The sequence below is a fragment of the Aquimarina sp. Aq107 genome (assembly GCF_943733665.1).
In the GTDB taxonomy this organism is placed as follows: Bacteria; Bacteroidota; Bacteroidia; order Flavobacteriales; family Flavobacteriaceae; genus Aquimarina.
In genome coordinates, this window is sequence record NZ_OX030782.1 from 4,848,927 (window position 1) to 4,874,818 (window position 25,892).

The 25,892-nt window shown below is 31.4% G+C and carries 19 protein-coding genes; 9 read left to right on the top strand and 10 right to left on the bottom strand.

Annotated features, from left to right (window positions below; translation table 11 throughout):
- Positions 1–45: 45 nt before the first annotated feature.
- Positions 46–2,244 (bottom strand): ribonuclease R, encoded by a 2,199-nt coding sequence (gene rnr / locus NMK29_RS21025; RefSeq protein ID WP_108804617.1) that lies wholly within the window; start codon positions 2,242–2,244, stop codon positions 46–48.
- 295 nt (positions 2,245–2,539) lie between these two features.
- Between rnr and NMK29_RS23830 the strand changes: the two genes are divergently transcribed.
- From NMK29_RS23830 to NMK29_RS21040, 4 genes are all read left to right on the top strand, one after another.
- The gene (locus NMK29_RS23830; RefSeq protein ID WP_255420143.1) at positions 2,540–2,662 is read left to right on the top strand and encodes a hypothetical protein; all 123 of its coding nucleotides are present in this window, start codon (positions 2,540–2,542) and stop codon (positions 2,660–2,662) included.
- A 54-nt stretch (positions 2,663–2,716) separates the two neighbouring features.
- Positions 2,717–2,956, top strand: coding sequence for a hypothetical protein (locus tag NMK29_RS21030; protein WP_027394514.1), 240 nt, complete (start codon positions 2,717–2,719; stop codon positions 2,954–2,956).
- A 580-nt stretch (positions 2,957–3,536) separates the two neighbouring features.
- Positions 3,537–3,968, top strand: coding sequence for a ribose 5-phosphate isomerase B (rpiB, locus tag NMK29_RS21035; RefSeq protein WP_108804618.1), 432 nt, complete (start codon positions 3,537–3,539; stop codon positions 3,966–3,968).
- A gap of 10 nt (positions 3,969–3,978) precedes the next feature.
- Positions 3,979–4,428 (top strand): GNAT family N-acetyltransferase, encoded by a 450-nt coding sequence (locus NMK29_RS21040; protein WP_369863171.1) that lies wholly within the window; start codon positions 3,979–3,981, stop codon positions 4,426–4,428.
- 48 nt (positions 4,429–4,476) lie between these two features.
- On the opposite strand, the gene NMK29_RS21045 is transcribed toward NMK29_RS21040, so the two are convergent.
- From NMK29_RS21045 to NMK29_RS21070, 6 genes are all read right to left on the bottom strand, one after another.
- Positions 4,477–6,099, bottom strand: coding sequence for a S41 family peptidase (locus NMK29_RS21045; protein ID WP_108805454.1), 1,623 nt, complete (start codon positions 6,097–6,099; stop codon positions 4,477–4,479).
- A 37-nt stretch (positions 6,100–6,136) separates the two neighbouring features.
- The gene (gene rnpA / locus NMK29_RS21050; RefSeq protein WP_108804619.1) at positions 6,137–6,517 is read right to left on the bottom strand and encodes a ribonuclease P protein component; all 381 of its coding nucleotides are present in this window, start codon (positions 6,515–6,517) and stop codon (positions 6,137–6,139) included.
- A 103-nt stretch (positions 6,518–6,620) separates the two neighbouring features.
- Entirely contained in the window at positions 6,621–9,335 is a 2,715-nt protein-coding gene (locus tag NMK29_RS21055; RefSeq protein ID WP_108804620.1) for a T9SS type A sorting domain-containing protein, read from the bottom strand.
- A gap of 255 nt (positions 9,336–9,590) precedes the next feature.
- The gene (locus NMK29_RS21060; protein ID WP_108804621.1) at positions 9,591–11,423 is read right to left on the bottom strand and encodes a M1 family metallopeptidase; all 1,833 of its coding nucleotides are present in this window, start codon (positions 11,421–11,423) and stop codon (positions 9,591–9,593) included.
- Between the two features lie 6 nt (positions 11,424–11,429).
- Positions 11,430–13,109 carry a S8 family peptidase gene (locus NMK29_RS21065; RefSeq protein WP_254097291.1) on the bottom strand — a complete coding sequence of 560 codons (1,680 nt, stop codon included), beginning with the start codon at positions 13,107–13,109 and terminating at the stop codon, positions 11,430–11,432.
- 7 nt (positions 13,110–13,116) lie between these two features.
- Entirely contained in the window at positions 13,117–13,977 is an 861-nt protein-coding gene (locus tag NMK29_RS21070) for an MBL fold metallo-hydrolase (protein WP_108804623.1), read from the bottom strand.
- Between the two features lie 462 nt (positions 13,978–14,439).
- Here NMK29_RS21070 and NMK29_RS21075 point away from each other — a divergent pair, with 462 nt between their 5' ends.
- Entirely contained in the window at positions 14,440–16,290 is a 1,851-nt protein-coding gene (locus tag NMK29_RS21075; protein WP_108804624.1) for a sodium:proton antiporter, read from the top strand.
- 101 nt (positions 16,291–16,391) lie between these two features.
- Positions 16,392–16,673 carry a hypothetical protein gene (locus NMK29_RS21080; RefSeq protein ID WP_027394524.1) on the top strand — a complete coding sequence of 94 codons (282 nt, stop codon included), beginning with the start codon at positions 16,392–16,394 and terminating at the stop codon, positions 16,671–16,673.
- A gap of 57 nt (positions 16,674–16,730) precedes the next feature.
- Here NMK29_RS21080 and NMK29_RS21085 read toward each other — a convergent pair whose 3' ends face one another.
- Positions 16,731–17,789 (bottom strand): endonuclease, encoded by a 1,059-nt coding sequence (locus tag NMK29_RS21085; RefSeq protein ID WP_108804625.1) that lies wholly within the window; start codon positions 17,787–17,789, stop codon positions 16,731–16,733.
- Between the two features lie 125 nt (positions 17,790–17,914).
- Here NMK29_RS21085 and NMK29_RS21090 point away from each other — a divergent pair, with 125 nt between their 5' ends.
- Positions 17,915–20,914: a TonB-dependent receptor gene (locus NMK29_RS21090; protein WP_234424311.1), complete on the top strand. Its 3,000-nt coding sequence runs from the start codon at positions 17,915–17,917 to the stop codon at positions 20,912–20,914.
- 29 nt (positions 20,915–20,943) lie between these two features.
- The gene (locus NMK29_RS21095; RefSeq protein WP_159092303.1) at positions 20,944–22,353 is read left to right on the top strand and encodes a DUF5689 domain-containing protein; all 1,410 of its coding nucleotides are present in this window, start codon (positions 20,944–20,946) and stop codon (positions 22,351–22,353) included.
- A gap of 81 nt (positions 22,354–22,434) precedes the next feature.
- On the opposite strand, the gene NMK29_RS21100 is transcribed toward NMK29_RS21095, so the two are convergent.
- A complete protein-coding gene (locus tag NMK29_RS21100) occupies positions 22,435–23,163 on the bottom strand; it encodes a hypothetical protein (RefSeq protein ID WP_108804628.1) in 729 nt (242 codons plus the stop codon).
- Positions 23,164–23,581: 418 nt separating this feature from the next.
- Positions 23,582–24,556, bottom strand: coding sequence for an endonuclease (locus tag NMK29_RS21105; RefSeq protein WP_108804629.1), 975 nt, complete (start codon positions 24,554–24,556; stop codon positions 23,582–23,584).
- 119 nt (positions 24,557–24,675) lie between these two features.
- On the opposite strand from NMK29_RS21105, the gene hflX reads away from it, so the two are divergent.
- Positions 24,676–25,884, top strand: coding sequence for a GTPase HflX (gene hflX, locus NMK29_RS21110; protein WP_027394530.1), 1,209 nt, complete (start codon positions 24,676–24,678; stop codon positions 25,882–25,884).
- Positions 25,885–25,892 lie beyond the last annotated feature (8 nt).

A 25,892-nucleotide genomic window follows, 5' to 3' on the forward strand; every position in this document is an offset into this window, starting at 1 on the left:
GATAAATGTGTGATTTATATTTTGATTAACGATTACTATTATTCTTTATTCTATTTCTTGTTTACTTCCTAATAATGTAAAATCCAAATGCCTTTTTACAAGATCTGCATTTTTCACTTTCACATATACTTCATCGCCTAATTGATAAGTTTTTTTAGAATTTTGACCAACTACAGCATATTCATCTTGATCAAATATATAATGATCATCATTCATATCCTTTAGTCTAATCATTCCTTCACATTTATTGCTAATAATTTCTACATAAATACCCCATTCAGTTACACCAGAAATTACTCCAAGAAATTCTTCATTTTCATGATCTTTCATGAATTTAATCTGCATATATTTTATAGAATCTCTTTCTGCACTTGCAGCTAAATTTTCCATAGAGCTACTATGATTACATCGTTCTTCATATTCCTCTTCTGAAGCTGATTTTCCACTATCTAAATAATGTTGTAACAAACGATGTGCCATAACATCAGGATAACGTCTTATTGGTGAAGTAAAATGAGAATAATAATCAAAAGCTAATCCATAATGTCCAATATTATGAGTTGTATACTCCGCCTTACTCATACTTCGTATTGCTAATGTATCTACTAGATTTTGTTCTTTTTTTCCTTGAACATCCTTTAATAAACCATTTAATGAACTTGTAGTAGTCTTACGATCTCTTAAATCTAATTTATAACCAAAGCGACCAATTACATTCTGCAATGCAGCAAGTTTTTCGTCATTAGGTTCATCATGGACTCTATATACGAAAGTTTTCTTTGGATTTTGTTTTCCGATGTATTCTGCGACCTTCTTATTAGCAAGTAACATAAACTCTTCAATAAGCTTATTAGCGTCCTTAGAAGTCTTAAAAAACACTCCCACGGGATTGTTTTCTTCATTTAAGTTAAACTTTACTTCTACTTTATCAAAGGAAATAGCTCCTTGTCCCATTCGTTTAGCACGCATTATTTTAGCTAACTCATCCATTTTTAATACTGCTTCTGCTATTTTTTGATCTGCTTTATATTCTTTTCCAGTTAAAGAAATATCTTTTGGTATAACATTATCATTGGTTTCTATGATATGCTGAGCCTCTTCGTAAGCAAAACGTGCATCTGAATAAGTAACAGTTCTTCCGAACCATTGATTTTTAATTTCTGCTTTATCGTTTAATTCAAAAACAGCAGAAAATGTATACTTCTCTTCATGTGGTCTTAAGGAACAAGCATTATTAGATAAAACTTCTGGTAACATAGGCACTACCCTATCCACTAAATAAACAGATGTTGCTCTTTCATAAGCTTCATCATCTAAAATCGTTCCTGGTTTTACGTAATGCGATACATCTGCAATATGTATTCCTATTTCATAATTACCGTTTTCTAAAACTTCAAACGATAATGCATCATCAAAATCTTTCGCATCTTTAGGATCAATTGTAAACGTTAATATTTTACGCATATCCCTACGCTTTTCAATCTCAGCATCCTGAATTGAAGTATCTAAATCATTAGCAAAAGTTTCTACTTCTTCTGGGAACTCATACGGTAATCCGTATTGCGCTAAAATTGAATGAATTTCTGTATTATGTTCTCCAGGCTTACCTAGAACTTTTATTACTTTACCAAATGGAGAATCTGCTTTTTCTGGCCAATCCTCTAATTTAACCAATACTTTATCTCCATTTTCGGCATTTTTTATTTTATTCTTTGGAATAAAAATATCCGTATACATTTTACCATCTTGCATATTTACAAATGCATAATTTTTCTGTATCTCTATAACGCCAACAAATTCATCTTTCTTTCTAGAAATTATTCTAGAAATTTCTCCTTCACTCTTACCTCTTCTTTTTCTTTTGTAAACATACACTTCTACCTCATCACCATTAAGAGCTTTATTAAGGTTATTATTTGGAATAAAAATATCATCTTCTAAATCTTCCACTATCACATATCCAGTTCCTTTTGATGTAATTTCTAATACTCCAGAATACGTATTAATATTGGGTACAATTTTAAATTTACCTCGATCAATTTCCTCTATTTCTTTTTTTGCTGCAAGTTGTACTAACTTTTTAATAATTTGATTACGACTACTAGGGTCATCTACCCCAAATTTAGCTGCAATCTGTTTATAATTAAATGTTTTAGTAGGTTCTGCTTTAAGTATTTTTAGTATTCCTCTGGTAATATTTTCTATTTTAGGAGACTTTTTTCCTCTTCTTCTTTTTCTTTTCATTAATGTCTTTTAAATAATATCATATAAAATTACAGCTTATCTTTTAACATATCTTGTTTTCTATATAAACTTTTATTAAATATTGAATTTTGTTATTGTTTATAGTTAAAAAAATATATTATCTGTAAATCAATAGATTACAAATAATTAATATCAACAAATCTTGTTATTTTTCTTAAAATTTACTTAATTTTAATATACCAAGATTGTTATTTATTCGTTTGGGGTTAAGTATATGACATATAAAATCAAAAAAATTCATAAGATTATATTCCTATTCTTACTAATATTTTTAGTGGGTATATATTATTCTACGGTTTATATAGGAAATACAATGGATCAAAAAACAGATACCGACGAAAAATCAGAAATCAATGGAGGTATACATTCTGATAAGGAAGCTACACAAATCAACTAATTGTTTTTTTAGATAATTTGTATATTTAGATAATCTATTACCTGGATTATTTCTATGAAAGATTTTATTACAATTGCCACCTTTACTTATCCAAACGATTATGCAATATTACGACTTCTTTTGGAAAGAGAAGGAATTTCTTATTTTTTTGAGAATGAAACAATGATAGGAGTTTTTCCATTTTACTCCAATGCATTAGGAGGAATCAATCTAAAAATTCATTCTAAAGATAAAATAAGAGTTCAAGAAATAATAGATGATCTTAATTCTAATTCTCATCTAAGAATTATCTAAGAATCATAAATTCTATTTTAAAGTAGTTTTCAACATATATTATATATAATACTTTTTTTTTCTTTAAATTTAAAAAATAAAATAGTGATTATTATGTAGTGTTGATAGCGGTATAACTTTTGTAAATTTTAGTTGCTTATTAAGTTAGTTTAATTTTTCAAAACTATATTAACAACATATGAAATGGTTAAGTTGTTGAGAATCTTATAAAACTAGATTTTAATTAACAGCTGTTCATAGTTTATAAACACATGTTTTTATTAATATTTTTACGGAAAAACCATAGTTAATAACAATGAATTAATGTTTAAAAACTTCGCAAGAAAAAGATGCTAATAAATTTTGATTTGTGATAACTAACCTTGTATTCTAATAATAATTAAAAGAACCAAAAAAAGTTTCTCAATTTTAGGAACTATTTATCCACATCTAATGTTAACACACTATAAGGAGTTATTAACATTGAGGTAACATTAAGGTAATTTATTGATTTTTTGAACTTTACTTTTTTTCTTTGAATTATCTTTGTCATTAATAAGTAATCTGAAAAAATCTATAAATAATTTAAAACTTAAAAGTTGTGAAAATAGCTATCGGAAATGATCACGCAGGGACCGAGTATAAATTTGAAATAATAACTTATTTAGAATCTCAAGGTATAGAGGTTATAAATTATGGTACTGATGAAAATAGCAGTGTAGATTACCCAGATTTTGTTCATCCCGTTGCAAAAGATGTGAATGATAGCACGGTAGATTTTGGAATATTAATATGTGGTAGTGGAAACGGTGTTTCTATGACAGCTAATAAGTACAAAAATGTACGTGCTGGTTTATGTTGGACTAAAGAAATAACAGAATTAACACGATTGCATAACAATGCAAATGTTATAAGTATTCCAGCTAGATTTACATCATTACCGCAAGCTATAGAAATGGTGAAAACATTTTTAGGAACCGAATTTGAAGGAGGTAGACATCAAAATAGAGTAGAAAAAATATCTATGTGTTAAAACTTTTTCTATGAGTGATATTTTGTTTCAAGTAAAAAGTTTTAATGAACTTTCTTTATCTGAATTATATAAGGTTTTGCGCTTACGTGCTGAGGTTTTTGTTGTAGAACAAGATTGTGTTTATCAAGATATTGATAATAAAGATCAAAAAGCGCTTCATGTTATTGGTTATAAAAATAATAATATTATTGCATATACTAGGATTTTTGACGCTGGTGATTATTTTGAAAAAGCAAGTATTGGCAGGGTTGTAGTATCAGAGACGGAAAGAAAATATGGTTATGGTCACGATCTGATAAAACAAAGTATAGTAACAATAAAAGACCAATATAGTAAAGAGGAGATTAAGATATCTGCTCAATGTTATCTTAAAAATTTTTATGAAAAGCATAATTTTAAACAAATAGGAGAAGAGTATTTAGAAGATGGTATTCCTCATATTGCTATGGTAAAATCATAAAAAAAACCAGTCTTAAGACTGGTTTCTTGTTTTAAAATAGAACTTTATTTATTCTAATATTTTATCATATTTTGTTTTATTTCCTAAAATTTCCTTACTTTTTTTAATCTCAGGATTATGTGTAATATAATAATCATATAAACCTTCTCGATATGTATAACGTTTTACAATTTCATCTGTAAGCAAGTTTTTTATTTCAGTTTTATAAATATCTAATCCTTTTTCTTTAGAAGTTTTTATAGTTGCAAGTAATGCATTATAACTTTCAGAGATATCGGTATCTAATTTTTCTTTTTTAGCAACTTGTAATGATTTTCTAAGCGATTTTTCTGTATCTGTTTCATAATTAAATCCACTTTTTTTGACAAAATTTTTAAAATCTTCGTAATCTTTATCTGTGAATTTAAAATTGCTAACATCTATATTTTGATGGTTATAGTAATATTTTGTTCCATAATCAAATATAGCATCTGACTGAAGTAATGATGTTGTAATATTACTAAACTTGGATGTTTCCATTTCTATGTCTGGTTGAATACCACCACCATCGTATACAGTCCTTCCGTTTTTTGTTTTAAACGCTTTAAAATCTTGTTCATTAATTCTTACAGCCTTGTTGTTTTCATCACGATTCCAATAATCTAAAGCTTGTATACACCTTCCACTTGGTGTGTAATAACGTGATATTGTTATTTTTAACTGTGTACCATAAGTTAATTTTTTAGGACGTTGTACTAATCCTTTTCCAAAACTTCTTGCACCTATAACAACTCCTCTATCTAAATCCTGTATGCTTCCTGCAACAATTTCGCTAGCAGAGGCACTTCTACCGTTTACTAAAACTACTAAAGGAATATCGGTGTCAATAGGTGTTTTTTTAGTGAAATACTCTTTATTATATTTCTTTACAACGGATTTAGTAGTTGTAATTAATTCTCCTTTTGGAACAAATATGTTGGTAACATTAATGGCTTCACTAAGTAATCCTCCTGGATTACCTCTAAGATCTAGAATTATTTTATTAGCACCTTTTGCTTTTAGGTCTTTTAATGCAGCTATAGTTTCTAATGATGCTTTGTTATTAAATTTTGATAAAACAATATATCCTGTATTATCATCAAGTAAAGTAGAAAATGGAACTGCTTTTACTTCGATTTCTTCGCGGCTTAGGATTGTGTTTTTTGTTTGATTTTGTCTTTTGTATGTAATTTCCACCTCGGTTCCGCTAGCGCCTTTAAGAAGCTCTCCTGCATCTTCTTCGAAATCTGACACAACGACATCACCGATCTTAATGATTTCATCTCCGGCTTTAAGACCAGCTTTATCAGCAGGATAATCTTTATAGGGTTCTACAATAATTATTTTGTCCTTTACCGTTTTTACAGAAGCTCCAATTCCAGTATATTCTCCAGCATTTCTAATTTTAGAAGCTTCCACATCTTGTTCATTCCAATATTTAGTATATGGATCAAGATCGTCTAACATCGCCTTAATCGCAGTATCCATAAGTTCTGCAGGATTTGTTTCATCCACATAATTCATGTTTAATTCTTTAAACATGGTAGTGAAAATTTCAATCTGTTTAGCAATTTCGAAAAAATCAGATTTAAAACTTACTGTTGATAGTAGTATAACAAGTGCAAGAGTAGGATAAAGAATTTTCTTTTTCATATTATGATCTTTATTACTAGTAATAATAGGTTGAAAATTATTGGTTTTCAATTTCTTTACTACTGAACTTTTGTAATATTTCTTTTATTTTAGATTCAACAATTATAGAATCCGGCATTTTATTGCCGGTATATAAAAACATAAAAGTAAAGTGATGGGTAGTGTTCTTGCCTACAAGATACTTATTTTTTCTATAATTTTCTCTTAATAAACGTTTAATACGATTACGATCCACTGCTTTTTTAAAATTTCGTTTACTAACGGAAACAGCTGCTTGAATTGGTAAGTTTTTTTCTGAAATAGATTTTCTATAAATAAGTCGAATAGGATATTTAGCAATTGATTTGCCTTCAGAAAAAAGGAGCTCTATTTCCTTTTTCCTTTTAAGTTTTTCATTTGTACTAAAAGTCGCTTTCATGAGGCAGTAAAAGTACAGATAAGATTTGAAATGAATATTTTATAAATAGAAAATCCGGTGCTAAACTAATAGTACCGGATTTAATATTAAAAATTTAAGTAATCTATTTTTTGATAAAAACGATTGCTTTTTGTTCAGAAGCAGAGTTTAATTGTAAAATATAATTGCCCTGAGCTAAATCACTAACATTAATTTGTTTATCATTATTTAGCACACCATCTTTTAATTGTTTTCCGTTAATACTGAAAACTTTATAGTCCAAGCGATTTTCTAAAAGTGAATTTTCTACTACTACATTTAATACATTATTAGCAGGATTAGGCCAAGCTAATATGCTAGAATCTAAAGGATCGGTATCATCTACAGAAAGTGTTGATGCCTCTATAGTTGCTTCATACATACCATTACCGTGAGTACCTATTAAAAGTTTATTGTTAGAAGGTTTATATGCTAAAGCACTCACAACAGCAAAACCAATTTGATTAGGAGCTTCAATTTCCCAGTCTTCATTTACTGGATCTGTTGAACTATATAATCCTCTAGCAGTACCAACAAAATATCTTATTTCACCACCTACTTCTGTAATTGCTGCTGAACGTATAGAGAAAGCATCTAAGTTTCTTTCTGCTACAGTCCAAGTAGGTCTGCTAGCAGTAGCATCTGTAGTTACAAATATATTCGTAACTCCATAGTTAGAATAAGTAACCATTGCGATATCATTATTACTAGGATGAATAGCAATACCACTAACCACACCAGAAGCACCAGTAGGTGTAACATTTCTTAAAGAAGATAAAGTTCTGTTTAAAGGATCGTTTAACTTAAATAAAGATCCTGAGTCTAAACCTATTAATAAATAACTATCTGTAGTGTAAGCTCCTGAACTAGCTCCCATTTGTCTAATATTTTCTCCAGATCGTACTGCACCTAAATTCGTCCAAGTAGCAGATGTAACTGCACTAGAAGCATCAGTTCTGTATAAAACATCTCTACCAGCGTAGTATAGCGCATTATTATTACTTGGATCCATATAAAAATAGGTAACGAACTGACTACCAGATCCAGTAGGAGTTATTTCTCCTCCATCAGGACAATCTCTAAATATTCTACCATTCTGAACGCCTAAAAAGAAGGGAACACATGCATTATCTCTAGAGATAGCTACGGCAACACCATCTCCACCAAATTGAGAAGACATTGTTGTAAGATCCGGACTACTTGCAAATCCTCCAGCTGTAGTACCATTATCCTGGGCACCACCAATTACAATATTAGAAGTAGCTTCAGGATCTGTAGCTACATGGTAATATTGATAGGTTTGATAATTATTATTTAGACTTGTCCAAGCTACGACTGCTGGTGTTGCGTCTGCTCTATGTATACCCCCATCAGTTCCGCTAAATAGGATATCTGGGTTATTAGGATCAAACTCTAAAGCGTGAATATCTGGATGATGCGAATCACCACCACCAAGATTGTATAAACCATAACTTTGATTACTAATATACCCTCCAATTCTTACAAACATAGGGTCTGTAGTAATATCCTCTATTTTGTAGGCATTGGTTCCACCAATAACAACAAAATTTTCATTATCAGGTTTTACATTTACAACAAGATCATATCCTCCTTGTATTGCAATTGGATCATTTCCTGCAAGATCAGCTACAGTATCAGGGTTTCCTGGATCTGGATCTGGTTCATCAGGCATTGTACTAGTTCTATCCACCCAGCTATCAGAGCTGTCATTCCATTGCCATAGACCTGCTTCAAACGCTCCACTAGAAGAATGAAATGCATAAACAACATCTTCATTTGATGGTGCTACTGCTAATACTATTCTTCCGTTTGATCCAAAACCAGGAGCAGTGTTAGATCCTATTCTTGCGTAAGAACCAACACCTGTTGGTGATTGCCAGACTCCATTAGCTGTAGCAGAATTCCCAGAAAATGCAGCATACACAATCCCCGTACTAGTAATTGCTAAATCAGAAAAGAAATTTCCACCAGAGTCTAATTCAACAGTCCAAGTACTACCATCAAATCTTCTAATTGCTCCACCAGCACCAGCATATAGATCACCGGTAATCGGGTGTACAGCAATTTTATACATAAAATCAAAAGGAGAATCACTTTCTTCCTGAACAGAAGCGGTGCTTGGTAATTGATTCCAAGTTAAACCACTATCAGTGGATTGCCATATTCCTTGACCTAAAAAAGTAGCACCAGAAGCAGAAGCAGAATTACCTTGACTTTCTCCGGTTCCATAGTACCAAATATTTTCAAAACCACTTCTAGGATCTTGAGCTATTGTAGTTACATTATGAATTTCATTATTAGATGAAACTTTAGTCCAACTTGTTCCTCCATCCGTAGTTCTAAAAACTCCACTACTTACTCCTCCAGCAATTATAGTGTTACTTGTAGCATCCGTTCTATCAATTACCAAAGAACGTGTTCTACCACCTAAATTAGAAGGTCCTCTAGATATAAAGGTTGCGTTACTTGCTTGTTTAGCATTTTTAGAAAGTGACTTAGACATCATGTCTCTAGCAAAAAGAGCTTCTTTTTGTTTTTCATCTTGTGGAATTTTACCTGTACTAGGGTTCACCTGAAGATTAAATTCATGTTTCCATCTTTCTTCTGTAAAACGACGACGTTCTTCCATCGTCTTTTTTTTCTTTTTTTCTTTTTTAAGAGGAACAAATTCTTTTTTAGCCAGATTTTTGATGTCTTCTTCTTTATTAAAATAAGCAACAAGGACAACAAGAGAAATCAAAACTACCGAAATAGATATAAGTAATTTTCCTTTTTTCATACGTAATAATTTAATTATACTAACAATCTTTCTTTAAATAATATTTTTTAATACTTATATATAACAGTTAAGTAATCTAAAACCCTAAAAAATCATAATAAAATATTAAAGAAGCCAAAAATAAGGGCTTTTTTAACAAAAAAACAATGATCTCATTTATTTAACACTAAATGAATTAGAATCATATTCAAAAAAAAAGACCCTTTATAAACATAATTATATAAGGGTCTTTATAATATTTTAGAGAATTATTATTTATTGAGAGAAACTATTATTATTACTATTGATATCAGCCATTTGTTTAGTAATGTCAATTTCAATTGATTTTATATTAGATTTAGGTTTAGATATTTCCAGTGAATAGTTCGGATGGGTCCAAGTCCAATCAGATAAAATTGTACGATTCATCTCAGGAAATGGATTAGTTTTATTTTTTCTCATCATTCTTAGTGGGATATAGAAGGATTCTTTAGTTCCATCTATATACTCTATATATAAATCAACAGGCATTGGCATTAGTCCAATACGCTCTAATGTAATTGAAGTAGTATTTCCTTTTTCTGAAACTTCTTTTATTCCATAGTCAACTGTATTTGTAGTTTGAGTCCAATCTGTAAGATACCAATCTAGTTGTATCCCTGATACTTTTTCTGCTATTCGTTTAAAATCATTAGGTGTAGGGTGCTTAAATTTCCATTCATCAAAATATCTATGGATTGTTTTTGATAAATTTTCTTCTCCTATTATATAGCCAAGTTGTGCCATAAAAACAGCTCCTTTGGCATATGCAGAAGCTCCGTATGCTCCATTTCTAGTATATCGGTCAGCGTGTGTGGACTGAGGTTGTTCTATACCAGAAGTAGCCAATTGAAAATATCCTCGATACATTCCTGTCATTGGATTATTCTTGTTTTGTTCCATTACTTTATCCATTGCTAATGTAGAAATGTAACTTGTAAAACCTTCGTCCATCCATTCATGTTTCGCTTCATTTGTAGCTAATATGTGTTGAAACCAAGCATGGGCCATTTCGTGAGCTGTAACTCCTACCAGACTTCCATAACTCCTACCACCTGTAATTAAAGTACACATTGCGTATTCCATTCCACCATCTCCTCCTTGAATAATGGAATATTGGTCATATGGATATTTTCCAATTGTAGCACTGAAATATTTCATTAAGTCTACAGATTTGGGCTGTAATTTTTTCCAATTTTCTAGATACTCTTCTTTGTTTTTGTATAAAAAATGAAGTACCGGTCCGTCAGGAACCTGAACTACATCATGAATATATTCTGGATCTGCAGCCCAGGTAAAATCATGTACATTAGGAGCTATAAAGTGCCAAGAAAGTTTTTTTCCTTTACGTTTTACTTTAGTTCCTGATTTTTCATAACCATATCCTATTTCTTGCGGGTTTTGTAAATATCCAGATCCTCCTAAAATGTAATTTTTATCTATGTTTATAGTAACATCAAAGTTACCCCATACCCCGTGAAATTCTCTAGCTATATAAGGATCTGCGTGCCAGCCTTCAAAATCATACTCAGCCATTTTAGGATACCATTGAGTCATTGATAATGCTACACCCTCACTACTGTTGCGTCCTGAACGGCGTATTTGATTTGGAACTTGCCCATCAAAATTCATTGAAAAAGTAACTTTTTTTCCAGGAGCAATAGGTTCGTTGAGTTGTACTTCTAGGACAGTTCCAGCTATTTCATAGGTTACTTCTTTTCCGTTTTGTTTTAAAGAAGATACTTTTAAGTATCCTATTTCTTCTGGAGTAAGTTTACTAATTCTGTCCATTACTCTAGGATCTGGATCCTCAATATTTCTAGAGCGCACATCCATCTCACTTCCCGGTTGGAATGCATTGAAATAAAGATGATAAAAGACTTGATATAATGAATCAGGAGAATTATTTGTATATACAAGTTCTTGTGTTCCTTTATACTGGAAATTTTCTACATTCATATCCACGTTCATTTTGTAATCAACGTGTTGTTGCCAATAACTTATATTATTTTGTGCCGAAACACCTAAAACGGATACTAAGAATCCAATTGAAATTATTTTAGAGATCATTTTGTTTTATTTTGATAGTTTTTCGGCCAAAATCAAAGCATTATATAAATTTACCATTTTTCCAGATTTAGATAATTCTGTAAATTTATTAGATTTAGTTTCATCATCTCCTACTATTACGGTGGCAGTTGTACTTAATCCACTATCCATTAATATTTGTTTTACTTGAGAAGCTTTTAATTTTGGATAATAAGATCTAATAAGAGCTGCAACACCAGAAACTGCAGGTGCAGCCATAGATGTTCCTTGTAGATATTCATAAGTATTAGATGGAGTTGTGGCCCATATTTTAACTCCAGGTGCAAATGCATCTACATTGTTTTTTCCATAATTAGAGAAATTCGCTACAAGATTAGATCCGTATTCATAATTTAAAGCTCCTATTGTAATAAAATTATTAGAAATTTCGGACGAATTATCAATCTGATCATTTGGATATACAGGTTTTTGATCTAAATCCAACCCTTCATTCCCAGCAGCATTAACAATCAACACATCATTTTCCCCAGCATATTTAATAGCATCTCTAACCCATTCTGGGTGTGTAGAATAGTATTTTCCAAAACTTGTATTAATAACTTTAGCTCCATTGTCTACAGCATATCGAATCGCTAAAGCAATATCTTTATCATATTCATCACCGTTAGGAACTGCCCTTATCGCCATTATTTCTACATTTTTGGCGATACCATTAACTCCTTTTCCATTATTTCGTTCAGAAGCTATAATTCCGGAGACATGAGTTCCGTGTTTTATCCCTTCTTTATCGGGATTAGGCCCCATAACATTATTATTTCCATAATTAGTATCAGTTATGTCATCTACATTATCACCAACTTTAGTTCTACCATCAAAATCTACATTGATATGATAGTTTAGTTGTTCTGTAAAATAATCCACACCATCACTTAGGTTTTCGATAAAATCTGGTATGGTATCTCCTTCTTCTAAAAACCCAAACATATGAGAAAGTAAAGCAATGTGTTGTTCCATTTCTGGCGTGTCAGCTTTTACAGCAAGTAGCTCCTGTTGCGAATAATTTTCTTTACCAATTGCCTCGCTAATCTTTTTATGAGAAGGTTTTACTTGTTGTAAAATTTGTTCGTATTGATTTTTACTACCAAGGGCTTGTTGATATTCTTTTTCTAAATCAGCTTTAGCCTCTATATACATTTGATATTCTTCTTTGTCAGAAGAAGCAACAGAAGCTAAATTTTTCCCTTCATATTTTGGTTTTAATTTTTTTACGATTCTGGTATATTCAAGATTCTCATTTTCAGAATCTCCTAAGAAATTCCAACCGTGGATATCATCAATATATCCGTTTTGATCATCGTCTTTTCCATTATTTTTGATTTCCTTAGGATTAGTCCAGATTACATCATCTAAGTCTTCGTGTTCAATGTCAACACCACTATCGATAACTCCAACGATAACCGTTTGACCAACTTTATTTTTGATTAGTTCATTATATGCCCTGTTAACACTCATTCCAGGTATTGTGTCTTTTATTAAATCAGTAGCATTCCAATTTTTTAATTGAGTTTCGGTTAATACTATATTTTTTAATGGAATAGAATCAATATTTTCTATAGGAGTGGACACTATAGCTGGAGTTCCACAACTACTTAATATAATTGATGATGTTATTGAAGCAATTAGTAATTTATTTGACTTGGGAATCATAGAATTTTTAATTAAATATTTCATTACAAGTAAAAGTTTCTTTGTATCGTACACCTTTATCGGTTTGTTGTACAGTAATTATTTCATTATGTGCATCGTGTTCCATAAACAAATACCAATTATTTAAGGCCGCATTTTCCAAAAATAATTTTTTCTCCGGTAATGTTAATAATGGTCTAGTATCATACCCCATAACATAAGGTAATGGAATGTGACCAGCTGTAGGCAATAAGTCTGCCATAAACACAATTGTTTTTTCTTTATATTTTATGTGCGGGATCATTTGTTTTTCTGTGTGACCATCTACAAATAATACGCCAAACCCTAATTCAGTGTTTTTTTGGAATGTTTCTCCTGTTCTAGAAATAAAATGAAGGTGTCCACTTTCTTGAATAGGAAGAATATTTTCTTTTAAGAAAGAAGCTTTTTCTCTGGCATTAGGTTCTGTAGCCCAACTCCAGTGATTTTCATTACTCCATACTTTAGCATTTTTAAATGCTAATTCATAACCAGTTTTATTTTTATTCCATTGTACCACACCTCCGCAATGATCAAAATGTAAATGGGTAATAAAAATATCTGTAATATCATCTCTATTGAATCCTTTTTCTTTTAGAGATTTATCTAAATTATCATCTCCCCAAAGAGAATAATATCCAAAAAATTTGTCTGATTGTTTATCTCCCATTCCAGAATCAATGAGAATTAGTCGATCTCCATCTTCAATTAACAGGCATCTTGCTGCAATATCGATTAGATTATTAGAATCGGCTGGATTTGTTTTGTTCCACAGGACTTTTGGAACAACGCCAAACATGGCACCCCCATCAAGTTTAAAGTTTCCTGCTTTTACAGCATGTAATTTCATAATTGGTATAAAAATCTTTGCAAAATAGAAAAAATGCTAAGGATCAGGATTTAATTTGTAGACTTTTTAACAATATTTCATAAGAATCAATCCAAAAATTCTACAATAAAACTCAGAAAACATTGTCTTTATTAAATATCTTTTACTTTTTGAACATCTTCAAAAAGGTTAGCGATTAATTTTTAGCTGTTTCTTTTGTTCTTATTCCTACCTGAACGAGAATTAAATTAGAACCAAAGAAATCGATTACTTTCATAGCTTCATATGCATTGTTCTTTAGATTGAAAGAAAATATAAGTATAGTCTTAAATTTGTTATCCAAAAGTTCATTCAATATAGTTAGGACTAAAAAAATTAAGGTCAGAATATACTGTTAACTTTCTGAAGTATAAAATTGATGAGAGATATGTATTTCTAAAAAAAATCCCATATTTTGCTAATTATTATAATTATGATAAAAGCATGGTAGAACTAGCAGGTATAATCATCTTAGGAATTTTGGCACAATGGGTGGCTTGGAAATTTAAAATCCCGGCAATTTTACCTCTTATCTTAATTGGGCTTTTGGTGGGACCGATTGCAACGCTATATACTGGAGATGGCACTAAATTAATTCAACCTATTTATAATGGAATAGAAGGTTTGTTTCCTGGAGAGAGTTTATTTTATTTTGTTTCTTTAGCTATAAGCATTATTCTCTTTGAAGGTGGTTTAACTCTAAGAAGAGATGAAATCCTAAATGTTGGCCCGGTAATTCTTAAATTAATCACTGTAGCCGTTGTAGTAACTTTTTTTGGAGCTGGATTGGCAGCTCATTTTATTTTTGGTTTAAGTTGGCCAATATCATTTTTGTTCTCTTCTTTAATTATTGTAACGGGTCCCACAGTAATAACCCCTATTTTAAGGAACATACCATTAAAAAAGGATATTTCTGCTGTATTAAAGTGGGAAGGAATTCTTATTGATCCAATTGGAGCGTTGGTGGCTGTTTTAGTTTTTGAATTTATAAGTGTTGGAGAAGGAGAGGCATTTACAAAAAAAGCTTTTATAGAGTTCGGTAAAATAGTTTTATTTGGTTTTACTTTTGGTTTCACCTTTGCTTATGGTTTGGCTTTTGGAATTAAGAAAAAAATAATTCCACATTATTTATTAAATGTTTTCACCCTTGCTGTAGTGTTAGGGGTTTTCGTATTATCAGATGTGTTTGCACACGAATCAGGTTTATTGTCTGTAGTGGTAATGGGTATGGTATTAGGTAATATTAACCTTCCTAACTTTGAAGAGTTATTATATTTTAAGGAATCATTGAGTGTTTTACTAATTTCGATATTATTTATTCTTCTTTCGGCTAATATTAATATTGAAGAACTACAATTAATATTCAATTGGAATGCTATTTTACTTTTTGCAGCAGTTGTTTTTATTGTCAGGCCATTAGGTGTTTTTCTTAGTTCAATTAATTCGGGACTAAAGATTAACGAAAAGTTATTTATTAGCTGGGTTGGGCCAAGAGGAATTGTAGCGGCAGGTATTGCCTCCTTATTTGGTCTAAAACTTGCTAAAAATGGAGTGCCTGAGGCAGAGTATATTACACCATTAGTTTTTATGATAGTGCTGGGAACAGTTCTTTTAAATGCAACAACGGCAAGATTGTTTGCTAAAGTTGCAGGTGTATTTCTTACAAAATCTGAAGGGATTTTAATTATCGGAGCATCAAAAGTTTCACGATTAATAGCCACATATCTTAAGAGTAATCAAAGACATGTAGTATTAGTTGATAGTAATCGAGAAAATATTAAAAAGGCCAAAACTTTAGGTTTAGATGCATTAGAAGGAAGTATTTATAATGATCAATTAAAGAACAATATAGAATTAAATGATATTGGGTTTTTAATGGCACTAACAGGAAATAGTGATATTAATAAGTTTGCTATTAATCAATTTAGAGATCAATTTGGAGAAAATGGATCTTTTAGACTAGTTAGTTCTGAGGAAATGAATGATCCGGAAAATAATCCTAATGAAGGTTTATTTTCTCATACAGATGATTATGATAAGCTAATGAACTTAGCCGAAAAATATCCAGGTATCCAAGAAATTAATATTGATGATAAATCGCATTATGATTCATTAATCAATTTAATTAAACAAGATGAAGATATTATTCCTTTGTTTATCAAAGATTCCACGAATACAATCAGAATTATATCAGCATACAGCGAAAAGATGGAGGAAATTAATGGGGATAGTTTTTTAGTTTATATAGGAAAACCTATTGACGTAGAAGAAATAAGTTTACTCGATGAAAAGTAAGAATTTTCGCCAAACAACGCAAATTTAACAGAAATTTTTGTTAATAATAAATTAATACTCTATATTCGGCTTTTTAAAATTTAATTTTTAAAACCCAAATTATGAAAAAACTTATGTTTGTTGCCGTTTTTGGAATGGCCTTAGGATTAACTTCTTGTGGAGAAGATGATGTAGTAGATTTTGCTTGTGATGCAGCTAGAGATAGTTTGCGTGCTACGGTACAAGTTTCTATTGATGCCTATGAAGCTAATACATCTTCTACATCTTTATGTGAAGCTGCTAGAACTGCAATCGAATCTTATAAAAGTAACGAATGTGGAGATGATGCTTTCGATGGAATTTTAGCTGATCTACCAGATTGTTCTACTCTAGATAATGACTAGTATTGAAAGAGTTATAATAAAAAAAAGAGGCTATTAAGCCTCTTTTTTTATTACTTGTTATTTATTGTTTTCTTTTATTAGATATACATAAACCGGAAAGTGATCACTATATCCTCCAGTATATGCTCCATTTGCAAAACTTCGATATGGATATCCTTTATACCTGCCTCTTGGATTAGCTAAATAGTTTTTATTATAAACTCCTGCTTTGTAGTATTTGTAAGAACTATAATCTTTATCAAGTAATCCTTTAGATATAATAATTTGATCAAATAAATTCCAACTATCTCTCCAAGCAAGAGATCCTATTCCCTTTTTAGACATGTTATACATTGGATTGTATAACTCTTTTAGTTTTACATCTTCTTTTTCGGCTTTAGCTCCTAATACTTTTTTTACACTAGAGTTATCAGGATCATCATTAAGATCTCCCATTGTTATAATTTTAGCATATGGATCTATGTCAAAAAGTGAATCAATAATCTTTTTATTTAGTTCAGCTGCTTTTTCTCTTTTGCGTCGACTTCTAGCTTCACCTCCACTTCTAGATGGCCAGTGATTCACAATAACATGTACTAAATCTCCGTCTAAGTATCCACTAACTAATAATTGATCTCTTGTATATACTCTTTTAGTAGGGTCATTTGTATTATAGATTAATAACTCGTGTTTACTGGTATTGATTGGTCTAAATAGTGCTTTTTGATATAATAAGGCAACATCTATACCTCTTCGATCTGGCGAGTCAAACTGAACAATACCGTAATCCTTTGGTAAAAGGACAGGCTCATTAGCTAAGTCTTCCAATACTTTTCTGTTTTCTATTTCTGCAACTCCTATAATTGCAGGAGCATTTTTTGTTACATCAGCACCTATTTCAGAAATTACTTTAGCCATATTTTTTAGCTTATCTTTATAGATGTCTTCAGTCCAATGATCTTTTCCATTAGGTGTCCTATCATCGTCATAAGTAATAGGATCATCTTCTGTATCAAACAGATTTTCAACATTATAAAAAGCAATTGTATTAACTTTGTACGTTTTCTTTTCTTGAGAAATAATAACAAGCAAAGGACATAATAAGAATGTTATGGTAAGCAAATATTTTAATTTCATTATCTAATTGATTATTAACTTATTGTAAAATGTAATCCAAATTTTGAGCCAAAATTAGCTTTTCTATTTAAAACATGTACTTTTGCGCGGCGGAAATGTTAATTTTTTAACTAAAACAACTATTAATGAAAGTGTCACAACTCAAAAAGAATTTATTCTTTTTAATGATTTTTTTAAGTTCTGTTGGGATGTCTTATGGACAACAAACGGGGCTGAAGGGTAAAATTGTTGACGCATCTTCAAATGAAAACCTTTCAGAAGTGTTGGTTACTATTGAAGAAACAGAGGTTTCTACAACAACTAATATTTTAGGGGAGTTTGATTTTGGGAATGTCCAACTACCTTTGGGAGAACAAATTGCTGTTTTATCCAAAAATGGATATATCACAAAGCGTTATCCAATTGTTATCAATGAAGGAAGTGTATTAGATCTAAAAACTATTGATCTAGACTATGATGTAAATCAAGAACAAATCCAAATAGGTACCATTAGCCTTACGGATAATGAACTAGATGAAGGTGATGATGATGCATCTTCAAATGTATCAGGTTTGTTACAAGCGTCAAGAGATGTATTTCTAAGTGCAGCAGCATTTGATTTTAGTGCTACATTTTTTCGTCCAAGAGGTCTTGGTAACGAAAATGCAAAAGTCCTTATTAACGGGATTGAAATGAACAAACTTAATGATGGTAGACCGCAATGGAGCAATTGGGGAGGACTAAATGATGTACAGCGTAATCAGGAATTTTCTATGGGGATTTCTGCTAATGATTATACATTTGGAGATCTTGCAGGATCTACCAATATTATTATGAGGGCTTCTCAGTATCGTAAAGGAGGTAGAATATCGTATGCAGCTTCTAACAGAAGTTATACAGGCAGAATGATGGCTAGTTATAGCTCTGGACTGATGAGCAACGGTTGGGCATATACGGTTTCATTAGCACGTAGAATGGGTAATGAAGGTTATATTGAAGGAACTCTATATGATGCCAATTCAATTTTTGCTTCTATTGAGAAAAAGATTAATAATAAACATAGTTTAAATCTTACTAGTTTTTATACACCAAATCGAAGAGGTAGATCTACTGCGATAACAGAAGAGGTGTTTAGATTAAAAGGAAGACAATATAATCCTAACTGGGGATATTTTGATGGAGAAAAGAAAAATTCTAGAGTTCGCGAGATAGAAGAGCCGGTTTTTATGCTGAACCATTACTGGAATATTAGTGATAAAACTACTTTAAATACTAATGTAGGATACCAAACTGGTAAAATAGGAAATAGCCGTATTGATAATGGAGGAACTGAGTTAGTAAATTTCAACGGTCAGGAATCGTATCAGGGAGGAGGAGCTAGTAGAGATACTAACCCAATTCATCCAAGTTATTTACCGAGTTCATTTTTAGATGAAGCTAACCCTACACCTCTTGATTTCCAAAATGCCTTTTTAGCGCAACAAGCATTCGTAAGAGATGGACAATTAAATTGGAATCAGTTAATACAAGCGAATCAACTTAATGCTCAACAAGGCGTTAATTCGACCTATATATTATATGAAGATAGAATAGACGATACTCAATGGAGTTTTAATTCTATTTTAAATAGTCAATTATCCGATAATATTACATTAAATGGAGCAGTAAATTACAGAACTTTAAAAAGTGAGAATTTTGCTGAGGTAACTGATTTATTAGGTGGTCGAGGATTTTTAGATGTTGATTTATTTGGAGCACAACAAGATAATGATGTAGAAGAAGAAGAGCGATTGACTTCAGAGCAACTAGCTGATAGAGCTCAAAGTGATTTAAGAAATCGTAACAGAGTTGTAGGAGTGGGTGATCGATATGATTATAATTATGAGATTGATGCTGATGTGATCAGTGGATTTGCTCAAGCTCAGTTTAAATTTAACAGAGTAGATTTCTTTGTAGGAGCTAATGTTTCTCAAACATCATATCAAAGAACAGGATTATTCGAAAACGGCTATTTTCCTGGAGAAGGGAGATTAGGATCTTTTGGTAAAAGTGATAAGCTAGAATTTACTAATTATGGAGCTAAAGGAGGTTTTACCTATAAAATTAATGGGCGTAATTTAATAGATGTTAATGCAACTTATTTTACCAAAGCTCCAACTATTCGTAATTCTTTTGCTAATTCTAGACAAAATAATAGAACAATTGATCAGCTAATCCAGGCAGAAAGAGCTTTTGAAGAAGCTGAAGTTTTAGCAGGTCGATTAGATAATATTAGTATAAGTTCTTCTGAGCAAGAAAGCGAAAAAGTGCAATCAATAGATGCTAGTTATATTTTAAGAACACCTAAGTTAAAAGCAAGATTAACAGGATATTACACTAAAATAGAAGATGCAACAGAGTTATCATTCTTCTTTACACAGGCAATTTCTGGATCTGATGTTGGATTTGTTCAAGAAATTTTAACAGGTGTAGATAAACAACATATAGGAGCAGAACTTGGTATCGAATATCAAATTACACCTACCATCAAATTAAAAGGAGCAGCAGCAATAGGTCAATTTACTTATGCTAACAATCCTGATTTGTTTGTAGCAAGTACAAGTAGTGACTTCTTAGGAGAATCTGCTGGAGATTTAGATCGTGTTAAATATTTTGGTAAGTCTTCATTGAAAGATTACCGTATTGCAGGAGGTCCTCAGAACGCTGCACAACTAGGTTTTGAATATAGAGATCCTAATTTTTGGTGGTTTGGTACTACGGCCAATTATTTTTCAAATGCATATATTGATGTTAGCCCTTTCGCAAGATCATCAAACTTTAACCAAGATACAGATGGATTACCATTTAATGATTATGATGAGAATATTGCTAGAGAATTATTAAGACAAGAGCAATTTGATGATTATATACTGGTGAACGCAGTAGGAGGTAAGTCTTGGAAAGTAAAAGATTATTATATAGGATTCTTTGCAACAATTAATAACATTTTTGATAAGCAATATAGAACTGGTGGTTTTGAGCAAGCTAGAAATGCAAATTATAGATTAGCATTAGAAGAGTCTCAACGAGAAACTCCTGTTTTTGGTCCAAGATACTTTTACGGTTTCGGTACTTCATACTACCTTAATGTATATGTAAGATTTTAATGATGAACACAACAAAAAAATATTATAAAATGAATTCAATTAATTTAAAAAGACTAATAAGCGTTTTGGTTTTGGCGGTTACATTTACTGCGTGTGTACAAGACGACGATTTTAAAATACCTTCATTGGTTATAGAAGAGCCTACTTTTCCTGAAAATAGTACTTTTGTTCAAATCGGAGGTATTTTAGGTGATTTAGCTCAGGCACAAAATGATGATGGACCTGATGCAAAGGTTACATTTGAAGTGGAAAATCAGTATTTAGAAGGCTATGTGGTATCAACTGATAAAGCAGGTAACTTTTTTGAAGAGTTAGTGATTCAAAATTCACCATCTGCCCCAACATCTGGGTTAAGAGTTTTAATTGATGTAAACCCATTATTTATTAGTTATGAGTTTGGTCGAAAAATATATATTGATTTAGAAGGTTTATCAATTGGGACTGAAAATGGAGTAGCTACTCTTGGAGTGCTTTCTGGTGATGAAGTAGGTCAACTACCTTCTTTTTCATTGGAAGATGTTATTTTAAGGTCTTCAGAAGTTGCTGAAATTACACCTTTAGAGATTACTTTCGAAGATTTTTCTGATGATTTAACCAACTTATTTGTAAAGATTAATAATCTACAGTTTAATAAAAATGATGTATTAGGAGATGATCCTCTAACATTTGCAGGAGAACCAAGTGATGATTTTGATGGAGAAAGAAACATTGAAAGCTGTGATAATGGTGCTACAGCTGTTTTAAGCACTAGTACTTTTGCTGATTTTAAGTCGTTAGCATTACCAACACAACAAGGAAGTTTTGAAGGAGTATTAACTAAGAATTTCTTTGGTGACACTTTTAATTTGGTATTAAATGATGTTAATGGGTTAGTATTTGATAATGAAAACCGTTGTGATCCAGACGTATTAGAATGTACTGGAACTAGTGGAGGAGCAAATGTAATTTTTACAGAAGATTTTACCGGAGTAAGTATTAGTGATCTAGAAAATTCAGGATGGTTAAATGTAAATACTACAGGCGGAACTTTAGATTATGTAGTAGGAAGTTTTAGTGGTAATCAATATGCGCAGATTACAGGATTTAGTTCTGGAGAAAATCCATTTGAGGTTTGGTTAGTAACACCAGAAATTGACTTAACTGCTTCTACTGCAGAAGAATTATCGTTTGATATCCAGGCTAATTTTGACAATGGAAATATCCTTACTGCTTTTATTACAGATAACTTTACAGGTGATGTAACAACAACAGAATGGTCACAATTAGATGCTTCTATCCCAACAGGACCAAGTGGAACGTTTGGAAGTTTTGAAGGAGTAGGACCAATTAATATCTCTTGTGTAGAGGGTAATGTAAGAATAGCGTTCCGTTACGCAGGTGCAGATCCAGGACCAACTACTAGATATCATATTGATAATATAGAGATCTCAGGAAACTAAAAACTTCTATATTTTAAAATAGTAAAAGCTCTCTAAAGAATTTTTAGAGAGCTTTTTTATTGGTTTTATAGTAAACTATTACTAATAGTCGAAAGTAACCGAGTAAGCGCTATTCTTTTTTGTTTTTACTCGCATTCTAAATTGGTAACAAGGATTCTTTGTATGTGAAAAACTCTGATTGTTGTTTATTTTTTTCCACTCATTTTGAATCGTAGCCCAACTGCTTCCACTGTAAGCTTTGTATTTAAGACCATAATAAACTCTTCTCCAAACAGAATGTCTAGCAATTTCGGCAATCTGTGACTCTCCTACAGAGCTATAATGGGTATAATATTGCCAGCTGGCTTTTGAGGTGTTTGTTTGTGGATGATTAAAGTTAATTGCGTATTTCGAGGTTGGATTCACTTTAGTAAGTTGTATTAACTCAAAAGCAATATCATTACTAGGTTCGTCATAGGAAACATTTTTTTGATCATCGGTTTCTTGATCTACATCTGGCTGAGTAAGATCCATTTTATTATGACGAACTAAACTTTGTTTTAAAGTTTCATTAGCATTGATTTCCATTAGACTAAGGTTTATACTAGAATAGTTAATTAATGCAGATTCATTATTAGCATGAATTCTAATAATTCCTGTACTACCTTCTTCTGATGTTACAGTAACATCTTTATGAAAATCATAAACACTATTTAAAGAAAATTCAGTATCTAAAGCTGATTCTTCCATGATTTCATTTGATTCATCTCTATCACAGGAGGTAAAAAATAATAACCCTAGGACTGGTAATGCATAAAATAATTTTTTCATTTGTTTGGTTTTTAAGAATAATTAAATTGATTTGTTTAGTTTTTTTGGATACAATAGATCCTTTTTCTTCACTGTATAGGATTAATAAATTACCATTTTTAGAAACTATTCTTGGCGCCTTAGGTGTTTCTAATCCAATTGATGGTTGATCTTTATAATTTAGTTTATCGTAATTAGTGAAATTAGAATTATAGGTTTTTACTTATAAATTCTGAGCCAAAAGTATGTTGGGGTTTATGACGAACAAAAACAAAAATTGTGTTTGCGGAATTTTCCGCAAATTAAATTATTGAAAAACAAAAGATTACTGTTTTATTTAGGGTGTGTTTCTATTATAAAAAGGGTTATATAACCCTTTACCAAAAGGTGATTTCACGTTATGGTATAAAGGTATTTATGGGTTTTTTTGCTATGGGAATTACGTATTGTGTTTTAGGCAGATATATACAGGAAAGTGATCGCTATAACCTCCTTTATATTTTCTTCCCGCGTAAGTTCTATATGGATTTCCTTTATATCTCCCTTTATAGATTTTTAGAAAACTATCATCAAAAATATTGGCCTCAGAAAAACTATGAGTATTTTCTTCATACTTATGGAAGTTATTACTAAAAATGATTTGATCAAATAAATTCCATTGACGTTTATAAGTTAAGGTACCACGATGTCTTGTGTGTAGACGCTCCATTGGATTATAAAGATCCTGTAATACTAGATGTTTTTTTACACTTTCACTATCCGGGTCATCATTAAAATCACCCATAACGATAATTTTTGCTTCAGGATCTTCGGCTGTAATCTGGTTTATGATTTCTCGATTTTTATCAGCTGCAGCTATACGCTTGTATGAGGTGAGTTCTGCACCATCTCTTCTAGAAGGCCAGTGATTAACCAATATGTGAATTTTTTCATTATGCAAAGTTCCGGTCACCCATAGAATATCTCGGGTAAAATCTCTTTCACCGAATTCATTGTTCACTAAGACTTGAATACTTTCGGAATTGGTAACCGTAAAAATTTCTTTTTGGTATAGAAGTCCAACATCGATTCCACGTTCATCAGGAGACTCGTAATGGATTACACCATAGTTTTTGTTGATTAGGTGTTTAGTTTTTGCAAGACCCTCTAAAACGGCCTTATTTTCGACTTCTGCAACACCTAAAATAACCGGAGCTTTTCCAGTTTTTGCAAATCCAATATTAGAAATAGCAGTTCCTAGTTTAAATAACTTTTTTTCATACCTTTTTTTATTCCACTTCTTTTCTGAGTCTGGTAAAAAATCATCATCCAATGTGTTGGGATCGTCTTTCGTGTCAAATAGGTTTTCTAAGTTGTAAAAAGCAATCGTATGTAGGTTTGTATGTTTCTTTTTAAAATAAAGCTTTGAAGACATGCAATTAAAAATTTATTGTAAACGCCTAATGTACAAATTCAAATGCATACAATATTGTACCTTTGTACATTAATTATAGAAATAAGAATAGAAGAATATCGCTAGATAAATAGGCGCGGATGATAGAAAAGGAAAAAACAGTATACGAAAAGGCAATTTTAATAGGAATAATCACTAAAAATCAGAATGAAGATAAGTTAACTGAGTTTTTGGATGAATTAGAATTCCTAACATATACAGCAGGTGGTGAGGTAGTAAAACGTTTTACCCAAAAAATGGATATACCTAATTCTAAAACCTTTATAGGTTCTGGTAAGATGGAAGAGGTATTAGCATATGTAGAACAGCATGATATAGGGACTGTAGTTTTTGATGATGAGCTTACACCAGCTCAGCAACGTAATATAGAACGAATTTTAAAGGCAAAAATCATAGATCGTACTAATTTGATTCTTGATATTTTTGCGCAACGTGCACAAACTAGTTATGCTAGAACTCAAGTAGAACTTGCTCAGTATCAATACCTATTGCCTAGATTAACGGGTTTATGGACACACTTAGAGCGCCAGCGAGGAGGTATTGGTATGCGTGGACCTGGTGAAACTGAGATAGAAACAGATAGAAGGATTGTAAGAGATCGTATTTCTTTATTAAAGAAAAAGCTACTTACAATTGATAAACAAATGGCTACACAACGAGGCAATCGCGGTAAGATGGTTAGAGTAGCTTTAGTTGGGTATACCAATGTAGGTAAGTCTACCTTGATGAACGTGATTGCTAAAAGTGATGTTTTTGCCGAGAACAAACTTTTTGCAACTTTAGACACTACCGTAAGAAAGGTTGTTATTGGTAATCTTCCATTTTTGTTAAGTGATACGGTAGGTTTTATCAGAAAATTACCAACTCAATTGGTAGAAAGTTTTAAAAGTACATTAGATGAGGTTAGAGAAGCTGATTTGTTACTTCACGTGGTAGATATATCACATCCTCAATTCGAAGATCATATAGACTCTGTGAGCAGGATTTTGGAAGAAATTGATAGTGTTGATAAACCAGTAATTATGGTTTTTAATAAGATTGATGCTTATGAACACGAAACTATTGATGAAGATGACTTAACTACAGAAAAAACAGAAATTCATTATACATTAGATGAATGGAAACAAACCTGGATGAGTAGGATAGGAGATAACGCTTTGTTTATATCTGCAATTAATAAAGAGAACATAGATACTTTTAGAAAAAGAGTATATAAAGAGGTAAGAGATATACATGTAACTCGTTTTCCTTATAATAACTTTTTGTATCCTGAATTTGTGGAGGAGTAGCGTTAGTT